The organism is Streptomyces sp. ISL-1 (assembly GCF_018614585.1).
GTDB lineage: Bacteria > Actinomycetota > Actinomycetes > Streptomycetales > Streptomycetaceae > Streptomyces > Streptomyces maoxianensis.
This window is the reverse complement of sequence record NZ_JAGGOI010000015.1, coordinates 38012-64027: the sequence shown is the minus strand read 5'-3', so window position 1 is coordinate 64027 and position 26016 is coordinate 38012. Positions and strand designations below refer to the sequence as shown.

Annotated in this window: 22 protein-coding genes and 1 riboswitch; of the genes, 11 read left to right on the top strand and 11 right to left on the bottom strand. The window is 68.6% G+C overall.

Annotation, left to right across the window (positions count from 1 at the left end):
- Positions 1 to 29 precede the first annotated feature (29 nt).
- Positions 30 to 407, bottom strand: coding sequence for a phage holin family protein (locus J7E87_RS12355; RefSeq protein ID WP_215093055.1), 378 nt, complete (start codon positions 405 to 407; stop codon positions 30 to 32).
- Between the two features lie 50 nt (positions 408 to 457).
- Between J7E87_RS12355 and J7E87_RS12350 the strand changes: the two genes are divergently transcribed.
- The 4 genes from J7E87_RS12350 (at position 458) to J7E87_RS12335 (ending at position 2636) form a co-directional block, all read left to right on the top strand.
- A complete protein-coding gene (locus J7E87_RS12350) occupies positions 458 to 775 on the top strand; it encodes a cupin domain-containing protein (RefSeq protein WP_108150174.1) in 318 nt (105 codons plus the stop codon).
- Positions 776 to 901: 126 nt separating this feature from the next.
- Positions 902 to 1114: a DUF5326 family protein gene (locus J7E87_RS12345; RefSeq protein ID WP_215093267.1), complete on the top strand. Its 213-nt coding sequence runs from the start codon at positions 902 to 904 to the stop codon at positions 1112 to 1114.
- A gap of 195 nt (positions 1115 to 1309) precedes the next feature.
- The gene (locus tag J7E87_RS12340; RefSeq protein ID WP_215093053.1) at positions 1310 to 2080 is read left to right on the top strand and encodes an IclR family transcriptional regulator; all 771 of its coding nucleotides are present in this window, start codon (positions 1310 to 1312) and stop codon (positions 2078 to 2080) included.
- Between the two features lie 121 nt (positions 2081 to 2201).
- The gene (locus J7E87_RS12335; protein WP_215093265.1) at positions 2202 to 2636 is read left to right on the top strand and encodes an SsgA family sporulation/cell division regulator; all 435 of its coding nucleotides are present in this window, start codon (positions 2202 to 2204) and stop codon (positions 2634 to 2636) included.
- 11 nt (positions 2637 to 2647) lie between these two features.
- Here the strand turns inward: J7E87_RS12335 and J7E87_RS12330 are convergent, their stop codons facing one another.
- Positions 2648 to 3991: a YibE/F family protein gene (locus J7E87_RS12330; protein ID WP_215093051.1), complete on the bottom strand. Its 1344-nt coding sequence runs from the start codon at positions 3989 to 3991 to the stop codon at positions 2648 to 2650.
- 71 nt (positions 3992 to 4062) lie between these two features.
- Positions 4063 to 4220: riboswitch (TPP riboswitch) on the top strand.
- Here J7E87_RS12330 and thiC point away from each other — a divergent pair.
- The gene (gene thiC, locus J7E87_RS12325) at positions 4213 to 6009 is read left to right on the top strand and encodes a phosphomethylpyrimidine synthase ThiC (RefSeq protein WP_251017323.1); all 1797 of its coding nucleotides are present in this window, start codon (positions 4213 to 4215) and stop codon (positions 6007 to 6009) included. Its footprint overlaps the riboswitch before it by 8 nt.
- Before the next feature lie 49 nt (positions 6010 to 6058).
- Here thiC and J7E87_RS12320 read toward each other — a convergent pair whose 3' ends face one another.
- The 3 genes from J7E87_RS12320 to J7E87_RS12310 form a co-directional block, all read right to left on the bottom strand.
- Entirely contained in the window at positions 6059 to 6886 is an 828-nt protein-coding gene (locus tag J7E87_RS12320; RefSeq protein WP_215093049.1) for a hypothetical protein, read from the bottom strand.
- A 147-nt stretch (positions 6887 to 7033) separates the two neighbouring features.
- Positions 7034 to 8251, bottom strand: coding sequence for a metallophosphoesterase (locus J7E87_RS12315; protein WP_215093047.1), 1218 nt, complete (start codon positions 8249 to 8251; stop codon positions 7034 to 7036).
- A 173-nt stretch (positions 8252 to 8424) separates the two neighbouring features.
- Positions 8425 to 9537, bottom strand: coding sequence for a LacI family DNA-binding transcriptional regulator (locus J7E87_RS12310; RefSeq protein ID WP_215093045.1), 1113 nt, complete (start codon positions 9535 to 9537; stop codon positions 8425 to 8427).
- 369 nt (positions 9538 to 9906) lie between these two features.
- Here J7E87_RS12310 and hisC point away from each other — a divergent pair, with 369 nt between their 5' ends.
- The 5 genes from hisC to J7E87_RS12285 all read left to right on the top strand — a co-directional run bounded on the left by hisC (position 9907) and on the right by J7E87_RS12285 (position 18639).
- Positions 9907 to 10986 carry a histidinol-phosphate transaminase gene (hisC, locus tag J7E87_RS12305; protein WP_215093043.1) on the top strand — a complete coding sequence of 360 codons (1080 nt, stop codon included), beginning with the start codon at positions 9907 to 9909 and terminating at the stop codon, positions 10984 to 10986.
- A gap of 225 nt (positions 10987 to 11211) precedes the next feature.
- Positions 11212 to 12720: a cytochrome ubiquinol oxidase subunit I gene (locus tag J7E87_RS12300; RefSeq protein WP_215093040.1), complete on the top strand. Its 1509-nt coding sequence runs from the start codon at positions 11212 to 11214 to the stop codon at positions 12718 to 12720.
- Between the two features lie 22 nt (positions 12721 to 12742).
- Positions 12743 to 13744 carry a cytochrome d ubiquinol oxidase subunit II gene (cydB, locus tag J7E87_RS12295; RefSeq protein ID WP_215093038.1) on the top strand — a complete coding sequence of 334 codons (1002 nt, stop codon included), beginning with the start codon at positions 12743 to 12745 and terminating at the stop codon, positions 13742 to 13744.
- A gap of 15 nt (positions 13745 to 13759) precedes the next feature.
- Positions 13760 to 17446: a thiol reductant ABC exporter subunit CydD gene (gene cydD, locus J7E87_RS12290; RefSeq protein WP_215093036.1), complete on the top strand. Its 3687-nt coding sequence runs from the start codon at positions 13760 to 13762 to the stop codon at positions 17444 to 17446.
- A 143-nt stretch (positions 17447 to 17589) separates the two neighbouring features.
- The gene (locus J7E87_RS12285) at positions 17590 to 18639 is read left to right on the top strand and encodes a M23 family metallopeptidase (RefSeq protein WP_215093034.1); all 1050 of its coding nucleotides are present in this window, start codon (positions 17590 to 17592) and stop codon (positions 18637 to 18639) included.
- 24 nt (positions 18640 to 18663) lie between these two features.
- Here the strand turns inward: J7E87_RS12285 and J7E87_RS12280 are convergent, their stop codons facing one another.
- Positions 18664 to 19512, bottom strand: a complete 849-nt coding sequence (locus tag J7E87_RS12280; RefSeq protein ID WP_215093033.1) for a Cof-type HAD-IIB family hydrolase — start codon at positions 19510 to 19512, stop codon at positions 18664 to 18666.
- 96 nt (positions 19513 to 19608) lie between these two features.
- Here J7E87_RS12280 and J7E87_RS12275 point away from each other — a divergent pair, with 96 nt between their 5' ends.
- On the top strand, positions 19609 to 20508 hold the full coding sequence (locus J7E87_RS12275; RefSeq protein ID WP_215093031.1) for an LLM class flavin-dependent oxidoreductase: 900 nt from the start codon (positions 19609 to 19611) through the stop codon (positions 20506 to 20508).
- Between the two features lie 69 nt (positions 20509 to 20577).
- Here J7E87_RS12275 and J7E87_RS12270 read toward each other — a convergent pair whose 3' ends face one another.
- The 5 genes from J7E87_RS12270 to J7E87_RS12250 form a co-directional block, all read right to left on the bottom strand.
- Entirely contained in the window at positions 20578 to 21135 is a 558-nt protein-coding gene (locus J7E87_RS12270; RefSeq protein ID WP_215093029.1) for an RNA 2'-phosphotransferase, read from the bottom strand.
- Between the two features lie 122 nt (positions 21136 to 21257).
- Entirely contained in the window at positions 21258 to 22199 is a 942-nt protein-coding gene (locus tag J7E87_RS12265) for a MerR family transcriptional regulator (protein ID WP_215093027.1), read from the bottom strand.
- 36 nt (positions 22200 to 22235) lie between these two features.
- Positions 22236 to 23153, bottom strand: coding sequence for a metal-dependent hydrolase (locus tag J7E87_RS12260; RefSeq protein ID WP_215093025.1), 918 nt, complete (start codon positions 23151 to 23153; stop codon positions 22236 to 22238).
- Positions 23150 to 24919 (bottom strand): SDR family oxidoreductase, encoded by a 1770-nt coding sequence (locus J7E87_RS12255; protein ID WP_308312910.1) that lies wholly within the window; start codon positions 24917 to 24919, stop codon positions 23150 to 23152. Before J7E87_RS12255 ends, J7E87_RS12260 begins: the two co-directional genes overlap by 4 nt.
- A gap of 94 nt (positions 24920 to 25013) precedes the next feature.
- Positions 25014 to 25856, bottom strand: a complete 843-nt coding sequence (locus J7E87_RS12250; protein WP_215093021.1) for a M24 family metallopeptidase — start codon at positions 25854 to 25856, stop codon at positions 25014 to 25016.
- Positions 25857 to 26016 lie beyond the last annotated feature (160 nt).

The following is a 26016-nucleotide window of genomic DNA, read 5'->3' as shown; positions in this document are numbered from 1 at the left end:
AGACGCGATACGCAGATCTCACGCGGAGTTCAGTCCTTGTCGGGCAGGGCGACATTCATCGCCCACGAAACGACCGAGATGATCAGGCCGCCGAGCACGGCGGTCCAGAAGCCCTCGACATGGAAGTTCAGATCGACCGCGTCGGCCAGCCAGGAGGTCAGCAGCAGCATGAGGGCGTTGATGACCAGCGTGATCAGCCCCAGGGTGAGGATGAACAGCGGCAGTGTCAGCAACTTCACGACGGGCTTGACAAGGAAGTTGACCAGCCCGAAGAGCAGCGCCACCAGGATCAGGGTCAGCGTCTTCTTGCCGGTGCTGTCTCCGGTCAGGGTTATGTCCTGCAGCACCCAGATGGCCACGGCCAGAGCTGCCGCGTTGGCGATCGTCTTGACTACGAAATTCTTCATGTGTCTGATCGTGGCAGACGTGATCGGACCAAGTGCAGGGGCGGCGGACGATGAAGGCATTCCGATTGGACGAGCTGGAGGCGGAACGCGCCGCCAATGACGGCGCGTATCTACAGTTCCTTCGCGAACGGAACATGTCGGTCGGGCTCTACGCGCTGGATGCCGGCGAGCTGGACCCGCAGCTGCCCCACCGCCAGGACGAGGTCTACTTCGTCGTCAGCGGCCGCGCCGCCATCACGGTGGGGATGGAGACGACGCAGGTCGGACGCGGCAGCGTGGTCTACGTCCCGGCCGGAGTGGCCCACAAGTTCCATCACATCACCGAGGATCTGCGGGTGATGGTGGTCTTCTCTCCCCCGGAGAGCTGACCGGAAGCACCGCCGATCCCTAGGGGTTCGGTCAGGGGAGATCAAGGGCTCGCGGGCCCCCGCCCATCACTCCTCCCGCCTAGCATCGAGGCAGGAACCCAAGGAAACGAGGTAAGGACGATGGCTGTGCGGGAGATATTCGCGGGGATGCCGTGGTGGATCAAGTGGGTCGCGGTGCCCGTCATCGCCCTTGTCATGTTCGGAGGACTGATCACGAGCGTCGTCGGCTTTGTGATCGGACTGCTTTTCAAGATCCTTGTCTTTGTCGCCCTGGTCGGCGGACTCGTCTTCGTCGTACGGAAGTTCATGTCGTCGTCGAGCTCACGGAGCGACTGGTAGCCCGTGCCCGTCCGGGGCATTAGCCCGGGTGGGGGAACGCACCGACAAACCCCCGCTGCCGCACGGGGCGGCCATTACAGTGGCAACTCCGCTGCCGCCCCTGGGAAATCCGCCCTCGGGAAGTTCGCGCGGCGGGCGGCGGGGGCGGCCCCTGCGGGCGGGCGTGCTGCTCGTCACCATGCCTGGGGGTGACCTATGGCCACGGCTACGAACGCTCCTGCCCCTACCTTGATCGTTTCGGTGCAACGGGCGCTGAGGCTGCTGGAGACCGTGAGCTCCCACCCGGACGGTGCCCCGGCGAAGCAGCTCGCGCGCGAGGCGGGGATTCCCCTTCCCACCGCCTACCACCTGCTGCGCACCCTGACGCACGAGGACTATCTGCGCCGCGAGAAGGGTGTGTTCACCATCGGGGAGGCGGTCGAGCGGCTCGCTGCCGGCGGCGTTCTGCAGAATCGTCGCACCACGCTGGTGGACTCGCTCGAGCACTGGCGGGACGCCATCGGAGCCCCCGTCTACTTCGCGGTCTACCGCGAGGGTGAGATCGAGCTCGTCGCCGTTGCCGACTCCCCTTGTGCGCCCGCCGCCGCCGAGTGGGCCGACTTCCGTGAGACCGGACATGCCCATGCGCTCGGACACTGTCTGCTGAGCCAGCTCGACGAGCAGGGCCGCCGTGACCATCTGGACCGCCACCCCGTACAGCCGGTCACCCCCCGTTCCGTGTGCGACCGGCGCACGCTGCTTGAGCGGCTCGCCTCGAGAGAGCGGATGCAACCGGTCGTGGAGCGAGGGGAGTACGCACTCGGGACGGTCTGTGCCGCCATTCCGATCACGGCCGGATTCGGTGCAGCCGCGATCGCTATTTCTCTACCGATCGACCAGGAAGACCGGTTGCTTCGTGCGGTCGAACAACTACGGAACGCGATCGAGTGCCTCCTTGGCTCCATAGTGTTCTCTATCAGTATCTGAAAAATCACTCCTTGTGATCCGCTAGCCCTTGCAGCAGGATTACGTCAAGAGGCCATGAGGATCATTCCTGGCCGAATTTCAGCTGAGTTCTTTCACTGCTTCATCCACTGCGGGGTACATGATGCGCGAGTCGGTCCAGGCCGAGGTCCTGATGAGTTTCCTTGTCTCCGAGGAGCTCGCTTTCCGGATCCCGGTCGAGCTCCGGTACGAGACGGAGGACCCGTACGCGGTGCGGATGACCTTCCATCTTCCCGGCGATGCACCTGTTACCTGGGCGTTCGGGCGTGAACTGCTGCTGGACGGCATCAATGTGCCGATTGGGGACGGCGATGTGCGCATCTCGCCGACCGGCCCCCAGGGGCTGTCCGACGTCGCCATCCGGCTCCAGGTCGGCCCCGACCGGGCGGTGTTCCGGGTGAGCGCGGCGCCGCTCGTGGCCTTCCTCGACCGCACCGACAAGCTGGTGCCGCTGGGGCAGGAGCGTACGCTCGCCGACTTCGAGGAGAGTCTGGACGCGGCGCTGGGGCGCATCCTCGCCGAGGAGAACGCCGGCTGAGCCGCTGCCCTCTACTTCTTGCGGCGGCGGCCCCTGCCGCTCCGCACCGACGGTGCACTCCTTGCCGGTGATTCGTTCGCGGCTGCGGATCCCGGCCGGTCGGCGGAGACCACCAGAGCCGCGAGTGCAGTGGTCACAGGCACCGAGGCGACAAGTCCGATCGACCCCACCAGGGTCCGCACGATCTCCTCCGCCACCAGCTCGCTGTTGGCCACCGTCCCCACACTGCTCTGCGCGATCGAGAAGAGCAGCAGCAGCGGCAACGCGGCTCCCGCGTAAGCCAGTACGAGTGTGTTGACGACGGAAGCGATGTGGTCCCGGCCGATCCTGATCCCGGCCCGGTAGAGCGCCCGCGGGCCCATGGTCGGGTCCGCCTGGCGCAGTTCCCAGACCGCTGAGGTCTGGGTCACCGTCACATCGTCGAGCACGCCGAGCGAGCCGATGATGACGCCGGCCAGCAGCAGACCGCTCATATCGATGTTCGGATACAGACCGTGAATCAGACCGGTGTTGTCGTCGGTGTTGCCGGTCAGGCTCGCCCAGCCGATGAAGAGCGAACCGAGAAGCCCGGTCAGCAGCAGCGAGATCAGCGTGCCGAGGACCGCGACCGAGGTGCGGGCGGTGAGGCCGTGGCACAGATAGAGCGAGGCCAGCATGATGGCGCTCGCCCCGATCACCGCGACGATCAGCGGATTCGAGCCCTGCAGGATCGCGGGCAGGATGAAGAGCGTCAGCACGGCGAACGAGACGGCCAGTGCGATCAGCGCCATCACGCCGCGCATTCGTCCCACCAGCACCACCGCGAGCGCGAAGAGCCCGGCCAGCAGCGCCATCGGGAACTCACGGTCCACATCGGTCACGGAGTACTGCAGGTCACGGGGCGCGTCGGGGGCGTACGCCACCACCACGCCCTGGCCCTCGTCCAACTGCCGCGGTGCGTCCGGCTGGACGATCTCGGTGAACGTACGGCCCTTGTCCTTACCGCTGGTGACCCTGATCGTCACCTTCTCGCAGCTGCCCCGCTGGGAATTGACCGCCTTGCGCCCCTCGGGCGTGGAGGTGTCGCCGGTCGGCGGGACCTGCGCGGCGTTCACGTCCTTGCAGTTGACCTTCTCGACCTGCACCACCTTGCCCTGCTCGGTCTGCCGGTCGAAACCGACACCGGTGCGCTCATGGCCCGGCGCGCCGCCGGGCCAGAGCACGACAAGGCCCACGACGACCGCGGTGGCGAAAGGAATCAGCACCGCGGCGATGATCTTGCGGAGATGCTGCGAGACAGGCGCGGCGGGCCCATGGCTGTGCGAGTGGCCGTGGGGTTCGGGCGTCTGCGGCGAGGGCGTCGGCGAGTAGGTCACCGACCGATCATCGCAAGAACGAACGAGGCCCTCTGTTCAGCGCGCCAGAATTGACGCTAGCGTGGTGCCACCTTTGCACACGCGGGAGCTCGGAGCACCGGGCTGAGAGGGCGCTGACCTCCGCATTCGCCGACTGGCCGAGCCAGTACGCCGACTGCGGAAGCCGCTGCGTCGACCGCCGAACCTGTTACCGGGTAATGCCGGCGTAGGGAGTAGGTCTCATGACCGTATCGGACGCACGCACGCCTGCCTCGAGTCAGAACGACGCGGGCGGGAAGTCCATCGGCTGGCACAAGGGATACGTCGAGGGCTCGCGCCCCGACCTCCGGGTGCCGGTCCGCCAGGTGCACCTCACCAACGGCAAGGACGTGACGCTGTACGACACGTCCGGCCCGTACACCGACCCCACCGTCGAGACCGATGTCCGCCGGGGCCTGCCACCGCTGCGGGAGAACTGGATCATCGGCCGCGGCGACACCGAGGAGTACGCGGGCCGCCCGGTCCGCCCCGAGGACGACGGGATCAAGCACACCTCGCCGAGGGGCGGTCTGCGCAACCTCGACGCGGTCTTCCCGGGCCGCCCGCGCCAGCCCCGACGCGGCCGGGCCGGACAGGCGGTGACGCAGCTCGCGTACTCCCGTCGTGGCGAGATCACGCCGGAGATGGAGTACGTCGCGATCCGCGAGAACGTCTCCCCCGAGGTCGTACGCGAGGAGATCGCGGCGGGCCGGGCCGTCCTGCCCGTCAATATCAACCATCCCGAGATCGAGCCGATGATCATCGGCAAGCGGTTCCTGGTGAAGGTCAACGCCAACATCGGCAACTCCGCCGTCACTTCCTCCATCGAGGAGGAGGTCGACAAGATGACCTGGGCGACGCGCTGGGGCGCGGACACGGTCATGGACCTCTCCACCGGCCGCAACATCCACACCACCCGCGAATGGGTGCTGCGCAACTCCCCAGTGCCGATCGGCACCGTGCCGCTCTACCAGGCGCTCGAGAAGGTCGACGGCAAGGCCGAGGAGCTGACCTGGGAGGTCTACAAGGACACGGTCATCGAGCAGGCCGAGCAGGGGGTCGACTACATGACGGTCCATGCGGGCGTGCTGCTGCGGTACGTGCCGCTGACGGCCCGCCGCAAGACCGGCATCGTCTCGCGCGGCGGCTCGATCATGGCGGCCTGGTGCCTGGCGCACCACAAGGAGTCGTTCCTGTACGAGAACTTCGAGGAGCTCTGCGAGATCCTCGCCTCGTACGACGTGACGTACTCCCTCGGCGACGGTCTGCGGCCCGGCTCGATCGCGGATGCCAACGACGAGGCGCAGTTCGCGGAGTTGCGCACCCTCGGGGAACTCAACTCCATCGCCAAGCGTTTCAATGTGCAGACGATGATCGAAGGACCCGGTCACGTCCCGATGCACAAGATCAAGGAGAACATCGACCTCCAGCAGGAGATCTGCGAGGAGGCCCCCTTCTATACGCTCGGCCCGCTCACGACTGACGTGGCCCCGGCGTATGACCACATCACCTCCGGCATCGGGGCGGCGATGATCGCTTGGTGGGGCACGGCCATGCTCTGCTACGTGACGCCCAAGGAGCACCTGGGCCTGCCCAACCGTGACGACGTGAAGACCGGCGTCATCACCTACAAGATCGCGGCGCATGCGGCAGATCTCGCCAAGGGGCACCCGGGTGCGCAGGACTGGGACGACGCGCTGTCCGACGCGCGCTTCGAGTTCCGGTGGGAGGACCAGTTCAATCTGGCCCTCGACCCGGACACGGCGCGGGAGTTCCACGACGAGACGCTCCCGGCGGAGCCCGCGAAGACCGCGCACTTCTGCTCGATGTGCGGCCCGAAGTTCTGCAGCATGAAGATCTCGCACGACATCCGGCGGCAGCACGGCGGCCCGGAGCAGCAGCCCCAGCAGTCTCAGCAGGAGATCGAGGAGGGCATGGCGGAGAAGTCCAAGGAGTTCGCCGCAGCGGGCAACCGCGTTTATCTGCCCATCGCCGAGTGATGGCGGAGTGATCGCGAACTGACCTGCAGCCACGAGCGCCGGCCGGAGATCACTCCGGCTGGTGCTCGGGGCCGCCGAAGTCCGGGCTGGTGAAGTCCGGGCTGGTGAAGGTGGGCCGCTGTCCCGCCGTCGAGCCCTCGCTCGGGCTTGAGTAGTCCGGGCCGCTGTAGCCGACCTTGGGGATACGGCTCACATGGCGCGGCGGTTCCGCGGAGGCCGGGTCGGCGCTGGGGTCCGCCAGCGCTGCCCGCAGGAAGGGCAGCAGCCCGCGCTCCAGCAGGGCGTGCCGCCAGGCTTCCTTGGCCCGCGACACCTCGTCCGGCAGCTCGCCCGTCGACTCCTCGGCCGGGACTTGCGTCGCGCCGTTGCGCAGGGCGGTGAGCAGCAGCCCTATCGCGGCGACCAGGATGGCGACTGCCGTCAGAGCCCCGAAGAACCAGCCCGCGGACACCAGGGCCTCCGCGAACGACGGCGTGGGTCTGAGCATCTTCAGGAAGTAGCCGACCAGCAGGAAGATCACCGCGGCCGTCCCGGCGAGCACAGGGGCGAGCACGGCTATGACGGCGGCGAACCCCGCGCCGCGTTCGGAAGCCTCCCCGATGGCGGGGGACAGCACAGAGTTGTGCACGGAGGCGGCGGCCGCGGGTGATCGCATCTCCTCGCGGACCTTCGTGTAGTGCTCGTACTCGGCAGCGGCGGCGGTGGTGATCAGTGCCGTCGCGTTCAGGGCCATTGTGCGCAGCTGTTCGTTGTTCAGGCGCTGCCCCACGGCAGCGAGGTCCGGACGGTCATGGGCGTTGCGCAGCGCGTCGTCGAGGATGCGCTCGTACTCGGCGCGGTCCTCGGTCAGCAGGTGCGGAGCGCTGTTCATGTGCATCCCCCGATGCTCCGTAGGGCCGGATTGCCCGCATCGACCGGGCGGTTGGGCAGAAACGGAGGAGAGCCTGCTACGGATAAGCCGATGGTAGAGCGGTTACGGCACGGGGTGACAGGGGGTTTGAGTAAATCGCCTGTCGGGCTCTGCTCAGTTGGGCAGCGGAAGCTGGACTACAAGGAGCTTTCCGGCCATGGTCACGCCGCCGTCCATGGCGATCGCCAGCCCGTCCGCGTACACATGCGGACCCTCGACGACCGGGCGCGCGCCGTCCTCGCCGTCCTCGGTGCCCACTTCGCCCAGCAGATACGGAATGGGGCTGTGGCCGTGCACGATGCGGCGGCCGCCGTAGGTGGTGAGCAGTTCGCGTACGGCCTGGGGGCCCGCGTCGTCGCGAAAGGCGAAGCGCTTGGTGAACTTGCGGAACAGGTCCCAGCACTCGTCGGCGTCATTGCGGGTGAGGATCGCGTGGACGCTGTCGTTGACGTCCTCGATGCTGTCGCCGTAGTCGAGATAGGCGGTGGTGTCGGAGTGCATCAGCAGATGCTCGTCTTCCTCGATCACCGCGTCGAGACGTGCCATCCACTGCAGATGGACGTCCTGCAGCCGGTCCATGTCGGTCTTCTGGCCGCCGTTGAGCAGCCAGGCGGCCTTGAAGGTGGCGGTGCCGGGACCGGAGTTGACGGGGGTGTCGCCGAATCGTTTGGCACCGAGCAGCAGCAGTTCGTGATTGCCCATCAGGGCCTTGCAGTAGCCGCCGGCGGCTGCGGCCTCGGCGGAGAGCCGCATGACGAGGTCGATGACGCCGATGCCGTCGGGGCCGCGGTCGGTGAAGTCGCCGAGGAACCAGAGGCGGGCATGGCCCGCCGCCCACTGGCCGTCGGCGTCGATGAGGCCCTGTTCGGCCAGGGCCTCGACGAGTTCGTCGAGATAGCCGTGGACGTCGCCGACGACATAGAGCGGCCCGAGGCCTTCGGGGGCGGGCGTCTCATCGACCTGCACCTGGACGGTGTCGCCCGGACCGCCGCGGCCGATCACCGGCAGATCGCGCGCGGTGGGGGTGTAGCCGTCGGGCGTCTCGCCCTCCGGAACGGCGTTGCCGGGGTGCGCGGACTCCGGGGACTGCTGTACCGGCTGCGCGGGCGAAGGCACCTGCTCGTGTCTGGGCGGGTGCTCCTGCGGCGGCAGCTGCGTCTGCCCGGGCGCGTGCTCCTGCGGCGGCGACTGCGTGGGCACTTGCGAGTGCTGGGGGACTTCCGGGTGCGCGGGAACCCGCGACTGCACGGGAACTTGCGCATAGGGCGGAACGCGGAAATCGCGCAATGTCGCTGTCCGCACCACGGGTCCTTGACCGGCCCCCTGAGTCATCGACCCCTCCACACCGTCGCGCCGCCGTTCACCACTCGGCCCAGCCTGGTCGGGGTGGTCCGCGGTGTCGTCCGCCCATCATAGGAATGAGGTCCGCGCTGTGTGACGCACCAGGGGTGGTGAATCCGGTTCCACCCCTGGTTCGCCGGTTGTTTCGTCCTGATTGGGAAGGTCTAGTCCGGCGAAGGGGATCGAGGGGGGCTGACAGTCGTCCGCGAAGGGCGGCGCTGCGAGGACGTCCGGATGATCAGCTCGGTCGGTATCACCTGCTCGACCGGCCGGTCTTCGTCGATTCCCTCGATCGCGTCGATGAGGAGCTGGATGACCGCCGTGCCGATTCTGCGCGGTTTGAGCGAGAGCGTGGTGATGGGCGGCTCGGTGGTTGCGTACACGGTCGACTCACTGCAGCAGATGAGCAGCAGATCGTCGGGGACTCGCAGTCCGTACCGCCGGGCGGCGGCGAGGAGATCGGTGCCGTTGGGGTCGAAGAGCCCGTAGACGGCGTCGGGCCTGTCCGGGCGGGCGAGCAGCCGGTCGGCGGCGACGGCGCCGGCGCACGGGTCGTGGGCGGGGTAGGACTCGTAGACGGGGTCCTGGCCCACGCGCTCGCACCAGTTCAGATAAGCGGTTGTGGACAGACGGGTGTAGGTGTCCGTGGTGGTGCCGGTGAGCAGGCCGATCCGGCGGGCGCCGGCGGCGGCGAGATGGTCGAGCAGATCGAGTACGGCTGCTTCGTGGTCGTTGTCGACCCAGGCGGTGACCGGGAGCGTGCCTGCCGGGCGGCCGTCGGAGACGACGGGGAGTCCCTGGCGGACGAGTTCGGTGACGACGGGGTCGTGGTCGGAGGGGTCGATGACGACGGTGCCGTCGAGGGCGACGTTCGACCAGACGTCATGGCGTGAGGTGGCGGGGAGAATGACAAGGGCGTAGCCGCGGGCGAGCGCGGCGGAGGTCGCCGCTCTCGCCATCTCGGCGAAGTACGCGAATTCTGTGAAGGTGAAAGGTTCATCCCCGTAGGTCGTCACGGTCAGGCCGATCAAGCCCGACTTTCCGGTACGGAGCGTTCGGGCCGCGGCGGAGGGCCGGTAGCCCAGCCGGTCGGCGACCTCGCGGACATGGCGGCGGGTGGCGTCCGGGAGCCGGCCCTTGCCGTTGAGTGCGTCTGAGACAGTCGTGATGGAGACTCCGGCCGCGGCGGCCACGTCTCGGATGCCCGCCCGACTCCGCCTGCTGCCCCGGCGGGATGTCTCCGTCCGGCTCACCTGGTGCTTCCCTGCTGCTGTCATGGCGAGCCGATAGTAGGGCTCGGGTGGGCGGTTGAGCCGGTCGCATATTCACCCGTTGACAGGCACGTTTCTGCATGATCGTTTCTACTCAACTACCTTGGAAATCAAGGGACTTGAGCGATCATTCCATGGCGTCTCGGGTGTGGAGACATGCAGGCCTCTCGAATGTTCGATGTTGCGAAGAGGTCTCAACTCACTACTACGGGCGATGCGCGCCACGGAGTGAGCTACCGGCGCGCGCTACCCGAGAGAGCGCCCCCCTTTCCCGGCCGCTGCCGTTCGCAGCAGCGGGGAATCCTCATAAGGTGAGAAGTATTCGAAGCTGCTGATGGCAACTGATGGCAACTGATGGCACGAGGAGGACCTGCGGTGAGCGAGACGAGCCCCAAGCTGCGAGCCGAGTTGGACGGCATTCCCACTTACAAGCCGGGCAAGCCCGCCGCTGCAGGTGGCCCGGTCGCGTACAAGCTTTCGTCCAATGAGAACCCGTACCCGCCGCTGCCTGGTGTGATGGACAGCGTGATCGCCTCGGCGCAGGGTTTCAACCGCTACCCCGACATGGCCTGCACGGGCCTGATGAATGAGCTGGCCGACCGCTTCGGGGTGCCCGTGACGCACCTGGCCACCGGCACCGGCTCGGTGGGCATCGCGCAGTCGCTGCTGCAGTCCACTTCGGGCCCGGGCGACGAGGTCATCTATGCCTGGCGCTCCTTCGAGGCGTACCCGATCATCACCCGGATCAGCGGGGCGAAGCCGGTGCAGGTGCCGCTGACCGCCGGTGACGTGCACGATCTGGACGCCATGGCCGACGCGATCACCGACCGGACCCGGCTGATCTTTGTCTGCAACCCCAACAACCCGACCGGCACGGTGGTTCGCCGGGCGGAGCTGGACCGGTTCCTGGACCGGGTGCCGTCGGATGTGCTGGTGGTGCTGGACGAGGCGTATCGCGAGTTCATCCGCGACGCCGATGTCCCGGACGGCATTGAGGTCTACCGCAACCGCCCCAATGTGGCGGTGCTGCGTACCTTCTCCAAGGCCTACGGCCTGGCCGGGCTGAGGGTCGGCTTCGCGGTCGCCCATGAGCCGGTGGCCGCCGCGCTGCGCAAGACCGCGGTCCCCTTCGGCGTCACGCAGATCGCGCAGGACGCGGCGGTCGCCTCGCTGCGTGCCGAGGACGAGCTGCTGGGCCGGGTGGGCTCGCTGATCGGCGAGCGCGCGCGGGTGTACGACACGCTCTGCCGACAGGGCTGGACCGTGCCCGAGACCCAGGCGAACTTCGTCTGGGTGAGACTCGGCGACCGTACGGCCGACTTCGCGGAGGCCTGCGAGCGGGCCGGCGTCGTGGTGCGGCCGTTCGCGGGTGAGGGTGTACGGGTCACCATCGGCGAGACCGAGGCCAACGACATCTTCCTGCACACCGCCGAGGCGTTCCGCAAGGTCCTCTAGCCGGCCGGAGCGGGGACCGAGGGCAGCGCGAGGGCGCCGCCCCTCGGTCCCTTCTCCGAAGGTCTCCGGTAGGGGTACCCCCCGCTCGAAGGTTCGGATTTCGTATGGGCCATAATGCTTGTGAATGTGAACGCGTTCACAAGCGTGTCCCTGGTCATCCCGAGATCGACTGGATTAAAGGGGCGAACCGCCGCTGTGACCATGGCGATGTAAGGAGAGGACGACGTGGACCTAGCTCTGGCGCCGGAGACCTTGGCGCGATGGCAGTTCGGCATCACCACCGTCTACCACTTCCTCTTCGTCCCGCTGACGATCTCGCTCGCCGCGCTCACAGCCGGCCTGGAGACCGCCTGGGTGCGGACGGGGAAGGAGAAGTACCTCAGGGCCACGAAGTTCTGGGGCAAACTGTTCCTGATCAACATCGCCATGGGTGTCGTCACCGGCATCGTCCAGGAGTTCCAGTTCGGGATGAACTGGTCCGACTACTCGCGCTTCGTCGGTGACGTCTTCGGTGCCCCGCTCGCCTTCGAGGCACTGATCGCGTTCTTCTTCGAGTCCACCTTCATCGGACTGTGGATCTTCGGCTGGGACAAGCTCCCGAAGAAGATCCATCTGGCCTGCATATGGATGGTGTCGATCGGCACCATCCTCTCCGCGTACTTCATCCTGGCCGCCAACTCCTGGATGCAGCACCCCGTCGGTTACCGGATCAACGAAGAGCGCGGGCGGGCAGAACTCACAGACTTCTGGCACGTGCTGACCCAGAACACCGCGCTCACGCAGTTCTTCCACACCATGACGGCCGCCTTCCTCGTCGGCGGTGCCTTCATGGTCGGTATCGCCGCCTTCCATCTGGCGCGCAAGAAGCACATCCCGGTGATGCGCACCTCACTGCGGCTCGGTCTGATAACCGTGGTGGTCGCCGGGTTGCTCACCGCGGTCAGCGGTGACCTGCTCGGCAAGGTCATGTTCAAGCAGCAGCCGATGAAGATGGCAGCCGCCGAGGCACTGTGGGACGGCGAAGCGCCCGCCCCCTTCTCGGTCTTCGCGTACGGCGACGTCGAAAAGGGCCACAACAAGGTCGCCATAGAGATCCCGGGACTGCTGTCCTTCCTGGCCAACGACGACTTCGAGTCGTATGTCCCAGGCATCAACGACGTCAACAAGTCGGAGCAGGAGAGGTTCGGGCCCGGCGACTACCGGCCCAATATCCCCGTCACATACTGGGGATTCCGCTGGATGATCGGCTTCGGTATGGCGTCCCTCGCCATCGGGCTGATCGGGCTCTGGCTCACCCGCAAGAAGTTCCTGCTGCCGCCGGGTCTGCGGACGGGCGAGGACGAAGTGCCGAATCTGGTGCTCTTCAGGAACAAGGTGCTGAACCCCAGGCTCACCAAGTGGTACTGGATCTTCGCGCTCTGGACGATGGGTTTCCCGCTGATCGCCAGCTCCTGGGGCTGGATCTTCACCGAGATGGGCCGCCAGCCCTGGGTCGTGTACGGCGTGCTGCGTACCCGCGACGCCGTCTCCCCCAGCGTCTCGCAGGGCGAAGTGCTCACTTCGATGATCGTCTTCACCCTGCTCTACGCGGTGCTCGCCGTCATCGAGGTCAAGCTGCTCGTGAAGTACGTCAAGGCCGGACCGCCCGAGCTCACCGAGGCCGACCTCAACCCGCCCACCAAGATCGGCGGCGACGACCGTGACGCCGACCGGCCGATGGCCTTCTCGTACTGAGGCCCTGAGGAGCTGCTGAGGCATGGAACTTCACGACGTCTGGTTCGTACTCATCGCCGTCCTGTGGATCGGCTACTTCTTCCTCGAGGGCTTCGACTTCGGAGTCGGTGTCCTGACCAAGCTGCTGGCCCGGGACCGGGCCGAGCGGCGGGTCCTGATCAACACCATCGGGCCGGTCTGGGACGGCAACGAGGTGTGGCTGCTGTCCGCGGGCGGCGCGACCTTCGCCGCCTTCCCCGAGTGGTACGCCACTCTCTTCTCCGGCTTCTATCTGCCGCTGCTGCTCATCCTGGTCTGCCTGATCGTGCGCGGAGTCGCCTTCGAGTACCGGCACAAGCGGGAAGAGGAGCGGTGGCAGACAAACTGGGAGCACGCGATCTTCTGGACTTCGCTCGTGCCGGCTGTGATGTGGGGGGTCGCCTTCGGCAACATCGTGCGCGGCGTGAAGATCGACGGGCAGAAGGAGTACGTAGGCAACCTCTTCGATTTGCTCAACCCGTACGCGATCCTGGGTGGGCTGGTCACGCTGACCCTGTTCACCTTCCACGGTGCGGTGTTCGCCGCGCTGAAGACAGTGGGGGACATGCGGATGCGGGCCCGCGCTCTGGCGCTGACGCTGGGGCTGATCACCGCCGCGCTGGATCTCGGCTTCCTTACCTGGACCCAGCTCTCCCACGGTGACGGCAGCAGTCTGGTCGCGATGATTGTCGCTGTTGTGGCCCTGGTCGGGGCTGTTGTGGCGATTAAGGCGGGCCGTGAAGGCTGGTCGTTCGCGCTGTCAGGCGTGGCGATCACGGCCGTTGTCGCGATGCTGTTCCTGACGCTCTTCCCCAACGTCATGCCGTCCTCGCTCAATGAGGAATGGAACCTCACGGTCACCAACGCCTCGTCGAGTCCGTACACCTTGAAGATCATGACCTGGTGCGCAGGCGTCGCCACGCCGTTGGTGCTGCTCTACCAGAGCTGGACGTACTGGGTTTTCCGCAAGCGGATCGGTACGCAGCACATCGCCGATGCCCATTAGTGGGGGATGTTTCACGTGAAACCGATCGACCCGCGTCTGCTCCGGTACGCCCGGGCCACCCGTCGCTTTCTGATCGCGGTGGTGCTCCTCGGACTTGTCGGGGCGGCGCTGGTCGTCGCCCAGGCCATGCTGATCGCCGAAGTGGTGGTGGGGGCCTTCCAGGAGGGACTCCCCACCTCCGGACTCGGTACGCCGCTGACTCTGCTGGCGGCGGTCGCGGTCGGCCGGGCGGTCGTCTCCTGGCTGACCGAACTGGCTGCGCACCGGGCGAGCGCGGCGGTGAAGTCGGAACTCCGCGGGCGGCTGCTGGAGCGGGCCGCCGAGCTCGGGCCGGGCTGGCTGAGCCGGCAGCGCACGGGCTCGCTGGTCGCGCTCGCCACCCGTGGTGTCGACGCGCTGGACGACTATTTCTCGCGCTATCTGCCGCAGTTGGGGCTCGCGGTTGTCGTGCCGGTGGCGGTCCTGGCGCGGATCGTGACCGAGGACTGGATCTCGGCGGCTGTCATTGTGGTGACGCTGCCGTTGATTCCGCTGTTCATGGTGCTCATCGGCTGGGCCACCCAGGCGCGGATGGACCGTCAGTGGCGGCTGCTGTCACGGCTGTCGGGGCACTTCCTGGATGTCGTCGCCGGTCTGCCGACGCTGAAGGTATTCGGCCGAGCAAAGGCGCAGGCTGAGTCGATCCGGTCCATCACCTCTGAGTACCGGCGGGCCACGCTGCGGACGCTGCGGATCGCGTTCCTCTCGTCGTTCGCGCTGGAGCTGCTGTCGACGCTCTCGGTAGCGCTGGTGGCCGTCGGCATCGGGATGCGGCTGGTGCACGGGGACCTGGATCTGTACACGGGGCTGGTGATCCTGATCCTGGCACCCGAGGCGTATCTGCCGATCCGGCAGGTAGGGGCGCAGTATCACGCGGCGGCCGAGGGGCTTGCGGCCGCGGAGGAGATCTTCCGGGTACTGGAGACCGAGCCGCGGGCCGGCGGTGCGGGGGAGACCCCGGGCACGCTGCGGCTGGAGTTGGACGGGGTGACCGTTCGCCATGCGGGGCGTAGCGGCGCGTCGTTGGACGCGGCGTCGCTGGTGGTGGAGCCCGGAGAGACGGTCGCGCTGGTCGGGCCGAGCGGCGTCGGCAAGTCGACGCTGCTGGACGTGCTGCTGGGGTTCGTGGAGCCGGCCGAGGGGTGCGTGCGGGTCGGCGGCACGGATCTTGTGAGCCTCGACCTGGACCGGTGGCGAGAGCAGATCGCCTGGGTTCCGCAGCGCCCGTATCTCTTCGCGGGGACGGTCACGGAGAACGTACGGCTGGCGCGGCCGGACGCCGATGACGCGGCGGTGCGGGACGCGCTGCGGGACGCCGGGGCGTACGACTTCGTGGCCGCACTCCCCCAGGGTGCGGACAGCCCGCTCGGGGAAGACGGCGCGGGGATATCGGCCGGTCAGCGCCAACGGCTCGCGCTGGCCCGGGCCTTCCTCGCGGACCGGCCGCTGCTGCTGCTCGACGAGCCGACTGCGGCGCTGGACGGGGAGACGGAGGCGGGCATCGTCGACGCGGTTCGGCGGCTGGCGCAGGGGCGGACGGTTCTGCTGGTGGTCCATCGCCCGGCGCTGTTGGCCGTGGCGGACAGGGTGGTGGAACTGCGGGAGCCTGACACGGTGGTGGAACTGCGGGAGCCTGGGAGCGCCGCGGTGTTCGGCCCTTCCGGGGACATTCCCCGCTTCGGGGTGGAGGAATTCCCCGCCCACCCGCCTCTGGAGGAAGAGGGAAGACCGGAGGGTTCCCCGGCCCCCTCCGGACTGCCACGCCCGTCGGCTTCGCCGGACGGTGTGGGAGGCGGCTCGGACGAGGGGCTGCGTTCGCCGGCTTCGCCGGACAGTGCCGAGTGGTTGCGTTCCACCGGGTCTGACCTGGTTGCCCTTGCGCGGGTGCGTGGGACGGCCGGGGAACTGCGGGGGCGCTTCGCGCTCGGGCTGCTGCTCGGCAGTCTCGCTCTCGGGTCCGCCGTGGGACTCATGGCCGTATCCGGCTGGCTCATCTCTCGCGCCTCCGAGCAGCCACCGGTGCTCTATCTGATGGTGGCCGTGACGGCGACGCGCGCCTTCGGCATCGGGCGGGCCGTCTTCCGGTACGCCGAGCGGCTCGTCTCGCACGACGCCGTGCTGCGGATGCTCGCCGTGCTGCGGGTTGCCGTCTACCGCAGGCTGGAGCGGATCGCGCCCGCAGGGCTGCGGCAGACCCGGCGTGGCGATCTGCTGTCCCGGCTCGTCGCCGATGTGGACGCCCTGCAGGACTATTGGCTGCGCTGGCTGCTGCCCGTCGGTGTGGCCCTCGTCGTGGGGGCGGGGTCCGTCGGCTTCACTGCCTGGCTGCTGCCCGAGGCGGGAGCGGTACTCGCCTTCGGTCTGCTTGTCGCCGGGGTGGCCGTCCCACTGATCAGCGGAACCTGCGCACGGCGGGCCGAGCGGCAACTCGCCCCTGCGCGCGGGGCGTTGGCCACCCGGGTTGTCGACCTCCTGCGCGGGACCGCCGAACTGACCGTCGCCGGAGCGCTGAAGGGTCGGCTGGACAGGACACGGGAGGCCGACCGGTGGCTGACGCGGATCGCCTCGCAGGGCGCCGCGGCCACCGCGCTGGGCGGCGGGCTCTCCGCGCTGGCCTGCGGGCTGACCGTGGTGTGCGCCGCGTTCGCCGGGGTGCAGGCGGTGCGTGACGGGCGGCTCGACGGGGTGTCCCTGGCGGTCGTGGTGCTCACTCCGCTCGCCGCGTTCGAGGCGGTCAGCGGACTTCCGTTGGCGGTGCAGTACCGGCAGCGCGTCAAGCGGAGTGCCGAACGGGTGTACGAGGTGCTGGATGCGCCCGTCCCCGTACACGAACCGGAGTCGCCGGCCACCCCGCCCGGGACGGCGTTCCCGCTCGAAGTGCGGGGCCTTCGTGCCCGGTACGCCGGGCAGGAGCGTGACGCGCTCGACGGCGTCGAGCTGACGCTGACCGCGGGGAAGCGCATCGCCGTCGTGGGGACCTCGGGTTCGGGCAAGACCACCCTTGCGCAGGTGCTGCTCCGCTTCCTGGACGCCCGGGAGGGGACGTACACGATCGGCGGCGTCCGGGCGGCCGCGCTCGACGGGGACGCGGTCCGGCGGTTCGTCGGGCTGTGTGCGCAGGACGCGCATCTCTTCGACAGTTCCGTAAGGGAGAACCTCAGGCTCGCGCGTACGGAGGCGACGGAGGACGAGCTCAGGCAGGCGCTGGGCAGGGCGAGACTCCTGGACTGGGTCGACGCGCTGCCCGACGGCATCGACACCCTCGTCGGCGAGCACGGCGCGCAGCTCTCCGGCGGTCAGCGGCAGCGGCTGGCGCTGGCCCGCGCGCTCCTCGCCGACTTTCCCGTACTCGTACTCGACGAGCCCGCCGAGCATCTCGACCTGGCGACGGCCGACGCGCTGACGGCAGATCTGCTGACGGCGACCGAGGGGCGTACGACGCTGCTGATCACGCACCGGCTGCAAGGACTGAACGCCGTCGACGAGATCGTCGTCCTGGAGGCGGGACGGATCGTGCAGCGTGGTTCCTACGCCGGGCTCGCCGCGGCCGAGGGTCCGCTGCGGCGGATGCTGGAGCGTGAGCGGGCGGCGGACCTGCTGGGTACCCGGCCCCCGGATGACCGGCCGACCCGACCGCGGAATGCGACTTTCCTCGTGAAATAGGCATTACCGGCCTCGAGTCGTCGGTGCGAAATCCTCGGACGGCGGTCGGAAATCCGCGGACTTCGGCGGGAAACTGGGCCAGGTGGCGGTACGACACCTCACGGGTACCAGGAATCACCGCGGCTCCGGGCGACGATCCGAGCATGCGCTTGAGACATCGCGACCGGTTGCCGCTCGTCCCGGTTGTGCTGTGCGCGCTCCTTGGTCCGAGCGCGCCCGGGGCCGTGGCGTCCGACGGGCCACAAGCCAGCACCAGCGCCGAGGTGGTGCAGCTGTTCGACGACGCCGCGAAGGCAACCGAGACCTATGAGCAGGGCAGGCGGACCGCCGAGGTACAGCGCGAGAAGGCGGGCAGGCTGCAAAGACAGCTGAACGCCCTGCAGGATGAACTCGACACGATCCGCGAGGAGGTGGGCAGCGTCGCCCGTGCCCAGTACCGCACCGGCGGGACGCTCGCGCTCACCGCTCAGCTGCTTCTCTCCAGGAATCCCGACGAACTGCTCCGCGGACGGCGGCTGGCCTGGCAGGCGGAGCTGGCCGTAGACCAGTTGCTCGGCCGGGCCGCGAAGGCCAGCCGGCGGGTAAGCCTGGCGGAGGGGAAGGCCCAGGCCGCCCGGCGCGAGCTCGACGCACGCGAGGAGCGGCTGGCGACGATCAAGCGGTCCATCGAAGCGAAGCTGGAGTCCGCGCAGTGGAAGCTGCAGGGTGAGGCGGACCGCAGCGTGGCGGCAGGCACGTGTTCGGGCGCCGTACAGCTCGGCCGCAGCGGGGGTAAGCCGCCGCGGGGTGTGGCGTGGGTGGCGCCGGTGGAGCACTACGGACTGTCCGCCGGGTTCAACAGCTCCGGTCAGCGCTGGGCGAAGCGGCACACCGGCCAGGACTTCGCGGTCGGCATCGGGACCCCGGTGCGGGCGATCGGGGCGGGCCGGGTGATCTCGGTCTCCTGCGGCGGCGGCTTCGGGATCGAGGTCGTCGTGCAGCACCCGGGCGGCTACTTCTCGCAGTACGCGCATCTGGCGGCGGTCACCGTCGACCAGGGCGATCAGGTACGCACCGGGCAGTGGATCGCACAGACCGGCACCACGGGCAACTCGACCGGGCCGCACCTGCATTTCGAGGTGCGGCTCACGCCGTATCTGGGGTCCGGGGTGGATCCGGTGAACTGGCTGCGCGAGCACGGCGTCTGGCTCTAGGAGGCCGCTGCCGGCAGGTCGCTGCTAAACGTTCTTGAGGATCTGCTCGATGACGACCGCCACGCCGTCCTCGTTGTTCGCGACAGTCCGTCCGGAGGCCGCGGCGATCACGTCCGGGTGCGCGTTGCCCATCGCGTACGAGGTCCCGGCCCAGGTCAGCATCTCCACATCGTTGGGCATGTCCCCGAAGGCGACGACCTCGTCGGAGGAGATCCCGCGCTGGGCGCAGCAGAGAGCCAGCGTGCTGGCCTTGCTCACGCCCAGGCCGCTGACCTCGAGCAGTGCGGTCGGGCTGGAGCGGGTGAAGGACGCGAGCTCACCCGCGGCCGTACGAGCCAGGGTGAGGAAGCCGTCGGGCGTCAGCTGGGGGTGGTGGGCGAGCAGCTTGATCACCGGGGCGCCGGCGTCGGGACGGGCCTCGTCGAGCAGCTTCTCGGCGGCGGCGACGGTCGCGCCCGGGTCGAGATGGAACGGCGGGTAGTCCGGCTCGTAATGGATGCCGGTGGTCAGCTCGACCGCGAAGGAGGTACCGGGAGCGGCGTCGCGCAGGGTCCGTACGACATCGAGGGCGACGCTCCGCTCCAGGGCGCGGACCTCCAGCACCTTCCCGCCGGCGTGCAGATCCACGACGGCCGCGCCGTTGGCGCAGATGGCCAGCCCATGGCCGTGGACATGGGCGCTGACGACGTCCATCCAGCGGGCCGGCCGTCCGGTGACGAAGAAGACCTCGATTCCTGCCTCCTCGGCGGCGGCAAGGGCGGCGATCGTACGGTCCGACACGGACTTGTCGTCGCGCAGCAGAGTGCCGTCCAGGTCGGTGGCGATCAGCCGGGGGACAGCGGGCAGCGGGAGGGGATCGGTAGCTGAGGTCACAGATCCATTCTCTCGTACGCCCGCGCACGGGCGTGCGACAGGGCGCACATTTGAGTGCGCACACGGCACTCCGCGGCCACCACGTACGCTCGATGCATGCGTTTGAGTACCGTAATTCTCCCTGTCCGCCCTTGGCACAAAGGTGGCCGCGACGAGTGGCTCCGAGCCGAGCGGCTCGGCTTCCACACCGCGTACACCTACGACCACCTGTCGTGGCGGTCCTTCCGCGACGGCCCGTGGTACGGCGCGGTCCCAACGCTGACCGCCGCAGCCGTCGTCACCGAGCGGCTGCGCCTCGGCACCCTGGTCACCTCGCCGAACTTCCGGCACCCGGTGACCCTCGCCAAGGACCTGATCTCGCTCGACGACATCTCCGGCGGACGGATCACTCTGGGCATCGGCGCCGGAGGTACGGGCTTCGACGCGACGGCGCTGGGCCAGGAGGCCTGGACAGCGCGTGAGCGGGCCGACCGATTCGGGGAATTCGTGCCGCTGCTCGACCGGCTGCTGACCGAGGACTCCGTGACGTACGAGGGCACCTTCTACTCGGCAGTCGAGGCCCGCAACATCCCTGGCTGTGTGCAGCGGCCCCGGCTTCCGTTCGCCGTCGCGGCCACCGGGCCGCGCGGGCTGAAGCTCGCGGCGAAGCACGGGCAGGCATGGGTGACCACCGGCGACCCGAAGCTGTTCGAGGCGGGCACGCCCGAGCAGTCGGTCGAGGCCCTGCGCGGGCAGATGGAGAAGCTCGGCAAGGCGTGCGTGGACATCGGCCGGGATGTGGCCGACCTGGACAAGATCCTGCTCACCGGTTTCACCCCGGAACCCGGCCGCGTGCTGGAGTCCCTCGACGCCTTTGTGGACTTCGCGGGCAAGCACTTCGAGCTCGGCTTCACGGAGATCGCGGTGCACGCCCCGATCCCGGACTCGGACTTCGCCGCGGACCAGGCGGTCTTCGAGCAGATCGCGACGGAGGGCCTCGCCCAGCTGGCCCGCTGAGCCGGGCCTCGGGGCGGCGGCCTCATGGCCTCCACCCCTTTTGACGGCGGCCTACCCGTTGACGGCGGCCTACGCGCCGGGGAAGCGCAGAAACTCCGGCGGTACGGCGCCGGTGAGCCAGACGCCGTTGGCGCTGACGTGGAACAGGTGGCCCGCCCGGTGCATCGCTCCGGCGTGTACGGAGAGGACGACGGGGCGGCCGCGGCGGGCGCCGACGCGGGTTGCGGTCTCGCGCTCGGGCGAGAGATGGACATGGTGGCGCTTCATCGGGCGTAGGCCTTCGGCGCGGATTGCATCCAGGCTGAGGGCGACGGTTCCGTGGTAGAGGTACGCGGGCGGCTCGGCCGGGGGGAGGTCCAGATCGACCTCGACGGTGTGGCCCTGATTGGCGCGGATGCGCGTGCCGTCGATGGTGAAGCGCCGCTTGTCGTTGACGGCGACGACATGGTCGAGCTCGGCGCGGGTGAACCGGAAGCCGTGGGCGGCCGCGGCCCGGATCAGCTCGTCGACCGCCACCCAGCCGTTCTCGTCGAGGGTGATGCCGAGCCGGTCCGGCTGGTGCCGCAGATGCTTGGAGAGGTACTTCGACACCTTCACGGTGCGTTGTTCATCGGGACTTGCGTTCATGTCGTCAGCGTGCACGTCGGTTCGCTCCGGCGCCACTAAAAAACGCTCCGCAGGTTTGATCCACAGCCAACTGTAGTTATCCACAAGGGAATTGGCGTTTCTGTGGACAACAGGGCGTCGTTTTAGGGCCTTTGGTCAAATTGCCGGGAATCGCAGTTATTTGAGGTCAGGGCGTCCAAGGTTCTTGCCTGCACCTCCCGTTCGGTTGCGGCCGCGATGAAGGCAGCCGCGTTCTCCAGACCAACCAGACGGTGCACCGCCCGGATTGTCTCCGGCGGCAGCGTCACCGAACGCGACTCGCTGTCCACCGGCGGCGGCCCCTGTACACCCAGATGCTCCTGAAGGTGCCGGGTGGCGAACGTCCGCATCGCACGCGCCAGTTCGGCGTCGACAGTCTGCTGTGCGAGCGGCCGCAGCCGCCGGACCAGCGACGCCGCCTCGGCCGCATCCGCGTCGGTCGGCGGCCGGTGACCCAGATAGCGCGCGAAGACGTGCTCGGCCATGAACTCCAGGAAACGGGAAGCTATGTGCTCCACCTGGCCGCGAAGTTCCCGCAGATGACCGGAGATTGCCAGTAGCGGCACCCCCGCCGCATACAACTCGGCGGCCACCGTGAGCTCTTGGGGGCTGGGCACCAGGAATTCGTCATCGTGGCCGGGGACCCGCTCCAGCACACCGAGGTCCACCGCCTCCGTCACGGCAGCATCGTCCGGTTTCCCGCCGAACTTCCGGTCCAGCTCGGCACGGGTGATCCGGGCTGCCTCCTCGTCGGTCCACGGCCCCTGAACCTCGGCGACCAGGCCGAGCACCCCGCCGAGCCCGCGCCCGGCATCCCAGGCCTCCAGCAGTTCCTTGATTGAGGCCAGCGTGTAGCCGCGGTCGAGCAGGTCCGCGATCTGCCGCAGCCGGGCGAGGTGGGTCGAGCCGTACACATTGGCCCGCCCGCGCCGCTCCGGCTTCGGCAGCAGTCCACGGTCCTGGTAGGCGCGGATCGTACGGACGGTGGCGCCGCTGTGGTGCGCCAGATCCTCGATCCGGTACTCGGCTACTGACTGCTCGGACAAGCCCGCTCCCTCGATGACAGCTCGTTGACAGGCCGCCTACGACAAGGTTGCGCGGCCCACCGCCCCCGCCGCGGCACGGGCGGCGGGCGAGGTCGCGAGATAGTCGACGGCCTTGCGCAGCGAGCCCTCCTGCGAGGGATGGTACGACCGCCGGAAGTAGCGCGGTATGGCCGATCCCAGCTCCCGCCAGGTGGGCAGCAGCCCCTTGCCGACCGCGCGGTTGTGCTCGCGCAGTGAGTACCGCAGCCGGCCGGCGAGCTGTGGATCACGCCGGATCAGGAAGGCCGTGCCCCACGCCCACAGGTAGAGCAGCACCGGCGCGGTGACGACCATGCCTTCGACACGGCGGGCGTAGCGCGACAGCCCCTCGCCGCCGCAGTGCTGGTACATGTCGAAGGCGACGGCCCGGTGTTCGACCTCCTCCGCCCCGTGCCAGCGCAGCAGATCCAGCATGATCTCGTCGGCATCCGCCCGGTCGAGCCCCTCGGCGTGCAGCACCCAGTTGCCGAGGACCGCCGTGAACTGCTCGATCGCGGCGATGATCGCCAGCCGGAAGCGCAGCCACTCCCGGGCCGGTACCGGCGCTCCGAACGGTGGCCTTTCGCCGAGCAGGTTCCCGAAGAGGAAGTCGACGTACTTGGTGAATCCCTCGGTGCCGAGCCGCTGCGCGGCCAGGTGGTCCAGTATGTAAGCGTGCTGGACGCTGTGCGTGGCCTCCTGGCCCATGAAGCCCTTGACGTCCTTCAGCAGTTCCGGGTCGCCGACGAGCGGCAGGGCCTCCTTGAAGACCTTGACGAACCACCGCTCGCCGGCCGGCAGAAGCAGATGCAGCACATTGATGACATGGGTGGCGGTGGGCTCGTCCGGTATCCAGTGCAGCGGGGTCCTGTCCCAGTCGAACGAGACCCGGCGCGGCGTGATGGGGTGGCGGCCGATGCGCTCCTCGGTGCTCACAGCGGCGGCTCCAATCGGGCGATCGCACGCAACGTCCTGGGCATGAAGCGGGAGATGAAGTGGGCTCCACGGGCTTCGGGCGTCACCGGCACCACCGCCTGGTTCTTCACGACGGCGCGCAGGATCGCGTCGGCGACCTTCTCCGGTGGGTAGTTGCGCAGTCCGTACATCCGGGCCGACTTCCTCTGGCGCCGCTCCTCCTCCTTCGCGTCCACTCCGGCGAAACGCGCGGTGGAGGTGATGTTGGTGTTGACGAAGCCGGGGCAGATCGCGGAGACCCCTATCCCCTGCGCGGCCAGTTCGGCACGCAGGCACTGGCTGAGCATCAGCACCGCCGCCTTGGACGTGCTGTACGCGGGCAGCGACTTGGACGGCTGATAGGCCGCCGCCGACGCGGTGTTGACGATGTGGCCACCCTGGCCACGTGCGGCCATCTGCCGGCCGAAGAGCCGGCAGCCGTGGATGACGCCCCACAGATTTACGTCGAGGACCTGCCTCCAGTCCTCGGTGCTGGTCTGGAGGAACGAGCCGGCGAGGCCGATGCCCGCGTTGTTGACCAGGACGTCCACGACTCCGTACTCGGTGGCGACCTTGCCGGCGAGCTTCTCCATCGCCTGCTCGTCGCTTACGTCGACCGCCTCGCCCCAGGCCTCGGGCGCGCCGATCAGTCGCGACATCTCGGCGGTCCTGGCAGCGCCCTCCGCGTCCCGGTCCACGGCCACGATCCGCGCCCCCGCCTCGGCGAAGGCGAAGGCCGTGGCCCGCCCGATGCCGCTGGCCGCGCCCGTCACCAGGACGAGCTGCCCCCCGAAGCGCTCGGCATACGGGCCGCGGGCCACGGTCTCCCGCCCGGCCACCCCGGCCGCGTTGTTCTCGTTGGCCAGGACGAACTCGCTGATCCAGGAAGACAGTTGGTCCGGCCTGGTGCGCGGAACCCAGTGCTTGGCGGGCAGCGAGCGGCGGGTCAACTGCGGTGCCCACTCGTCCAGTTCGTCGTAGAGCCGTTCGGACAGGAAGATGTCACCGGTCGGCGTGATCAACTGCACCGGAGCGTGGGCGTACGCGTCGGAGCGCGGGCGGCGCAGCCGCGCGCGGACATTGTCGCGGTAGAGCCACGTGCCGTGCGCCGCGTCCTGCGGCTGTGATGGCGTGGGGTAGTCACCGCCGGGCAGCCTCTCCATCCGTCGCAGGATCCCGGGCCACTGCCTGCCCAGCGGCCCGCGCCAGGCGAGCTCCGGCAGCAGCGGCGTATGCAGCATGTACACGTACCAGGACTTGGCGCCCTGGCCGAGCAGCTGGCCGACCCTGCGGGGCGTGGGCCGGCTCATCCGTTTCTTGATCCAGTGGCCGAAGTGGTCCAGAGACGGCCCTGACATCGAGGTGAAGGAGGCGATCCGGCCCTCGGTGCGCTTGACGGTCACGAACTCCCAGGACTGCACCGACCCCCAGTCGTGGCCGACCAGATGCACCGGCCTGTCCGGGCTCACCGCGTCCGCGACAGCGAGGAAGTCGTCCGTCAGTTTCTCCAGGGTGAAGCCGCCGCGCAGGGGCGCCGGCGCGGTCGAGCGGCCGTGCCCCCGGACGTCGTAGAGCACCACATGGAAGCGGTCGGCCAGCCGCTCGGCGACCTCCGACCACACCTCCTTGCTGTCCGGGTAGCCGTGCACGAGCAGCACGGTCGGCTGCGTCGCGTCGCCCATCTCGGCGACGCAGAGCTCGATGCCGCCCGTACGGACCCAGCGCTCCCGCGCGCCCTTGAGACTCACGCCGACTCCTCCTGATTGTTCGCCACTGCGCCCGCGAGGCGCAGAGGTGCGGCCATCGTGTACGCGTGCGGCCCGACGGCCCCGTGCGCGTCGCTCACGAGTCCTCCGCCCAGCGCCGCACATGCGGCAGATCGTCATCCAGCCAGAACGCGCTCTGCTCAGGGTCCTTGGAGTCGGTGACCACCAGGATCTCCTCGAACTTCGCTCCCGTACCCCTGAACCCGAGGTGCGGCTCGACCGCCCACAGCCCCGGCCGGGGCGGGTGGTCGGAGAATTTGTACGGACTCCACAGGGGCGACCAGCCCTCCCGGTGGCCGCGCAGCGCGTCGCCCGCAAGCCCCTTCAGCGACTGTGTGCCGAACCCGAAGAGATGCGGCGACCAGCGCCGCTCCTTCACCCGGTCGACCTTGTGGGCGATCACGCCGAAGGGATACGCGCGGTGCCGGTTGGCATACCCCTGCCGGACCATCAGCCGGTCCACGTCCCCGTAGATCTCGCGCAGCGAGCGCCGCTCACGCACCTCGCGCAGTATCAGCTCGCGGTGCGCCTCCAGATCGGCGAGCAGTCTGTCGTGCACAGGGCTCGGGCCCAGGCAGCCGGAGTACCCGATGTCCGCGGTGTAGCCCTTGTACACAGGGGCCATGTCGAGGATGAAGGGCATGCCCGCTTCGAGGACGCGGTTGGTCGGGAAGAACTGCAGCGGTATCCGGAAGCCTACGAAAGCCGTGCGGTCCCCGAACCAGGCGAAGGGGAGGTGGAACCAGTCGCGCACACCCCGCTCGCGCAGCCACTCGCGCTGCATCCGCGCCGCCCCGCGCTCGGTCACCCCGGGCTTGAGCTGCGCCGCGACCGCCTCCGCGCAGTCGTACGCGAGGCGCTGCACTTCAGCGAACCCCCGTAGTTCCGCGGTCAGTTCGCTTGCCACTGCTGAAGTCATGCCACCCTCCCGTCCATCCGTCCCGAGTGCGGCACGCAGCCGTAACTTGACACTGATGAATGTGACAATGCACGGCGGCTGCGTCAAGGGTCGTGCATCACCTGTGGACAACCGGCCTGTGGACGACTGACATGTGACAGCCGGCCCATGGCCGGCCGGC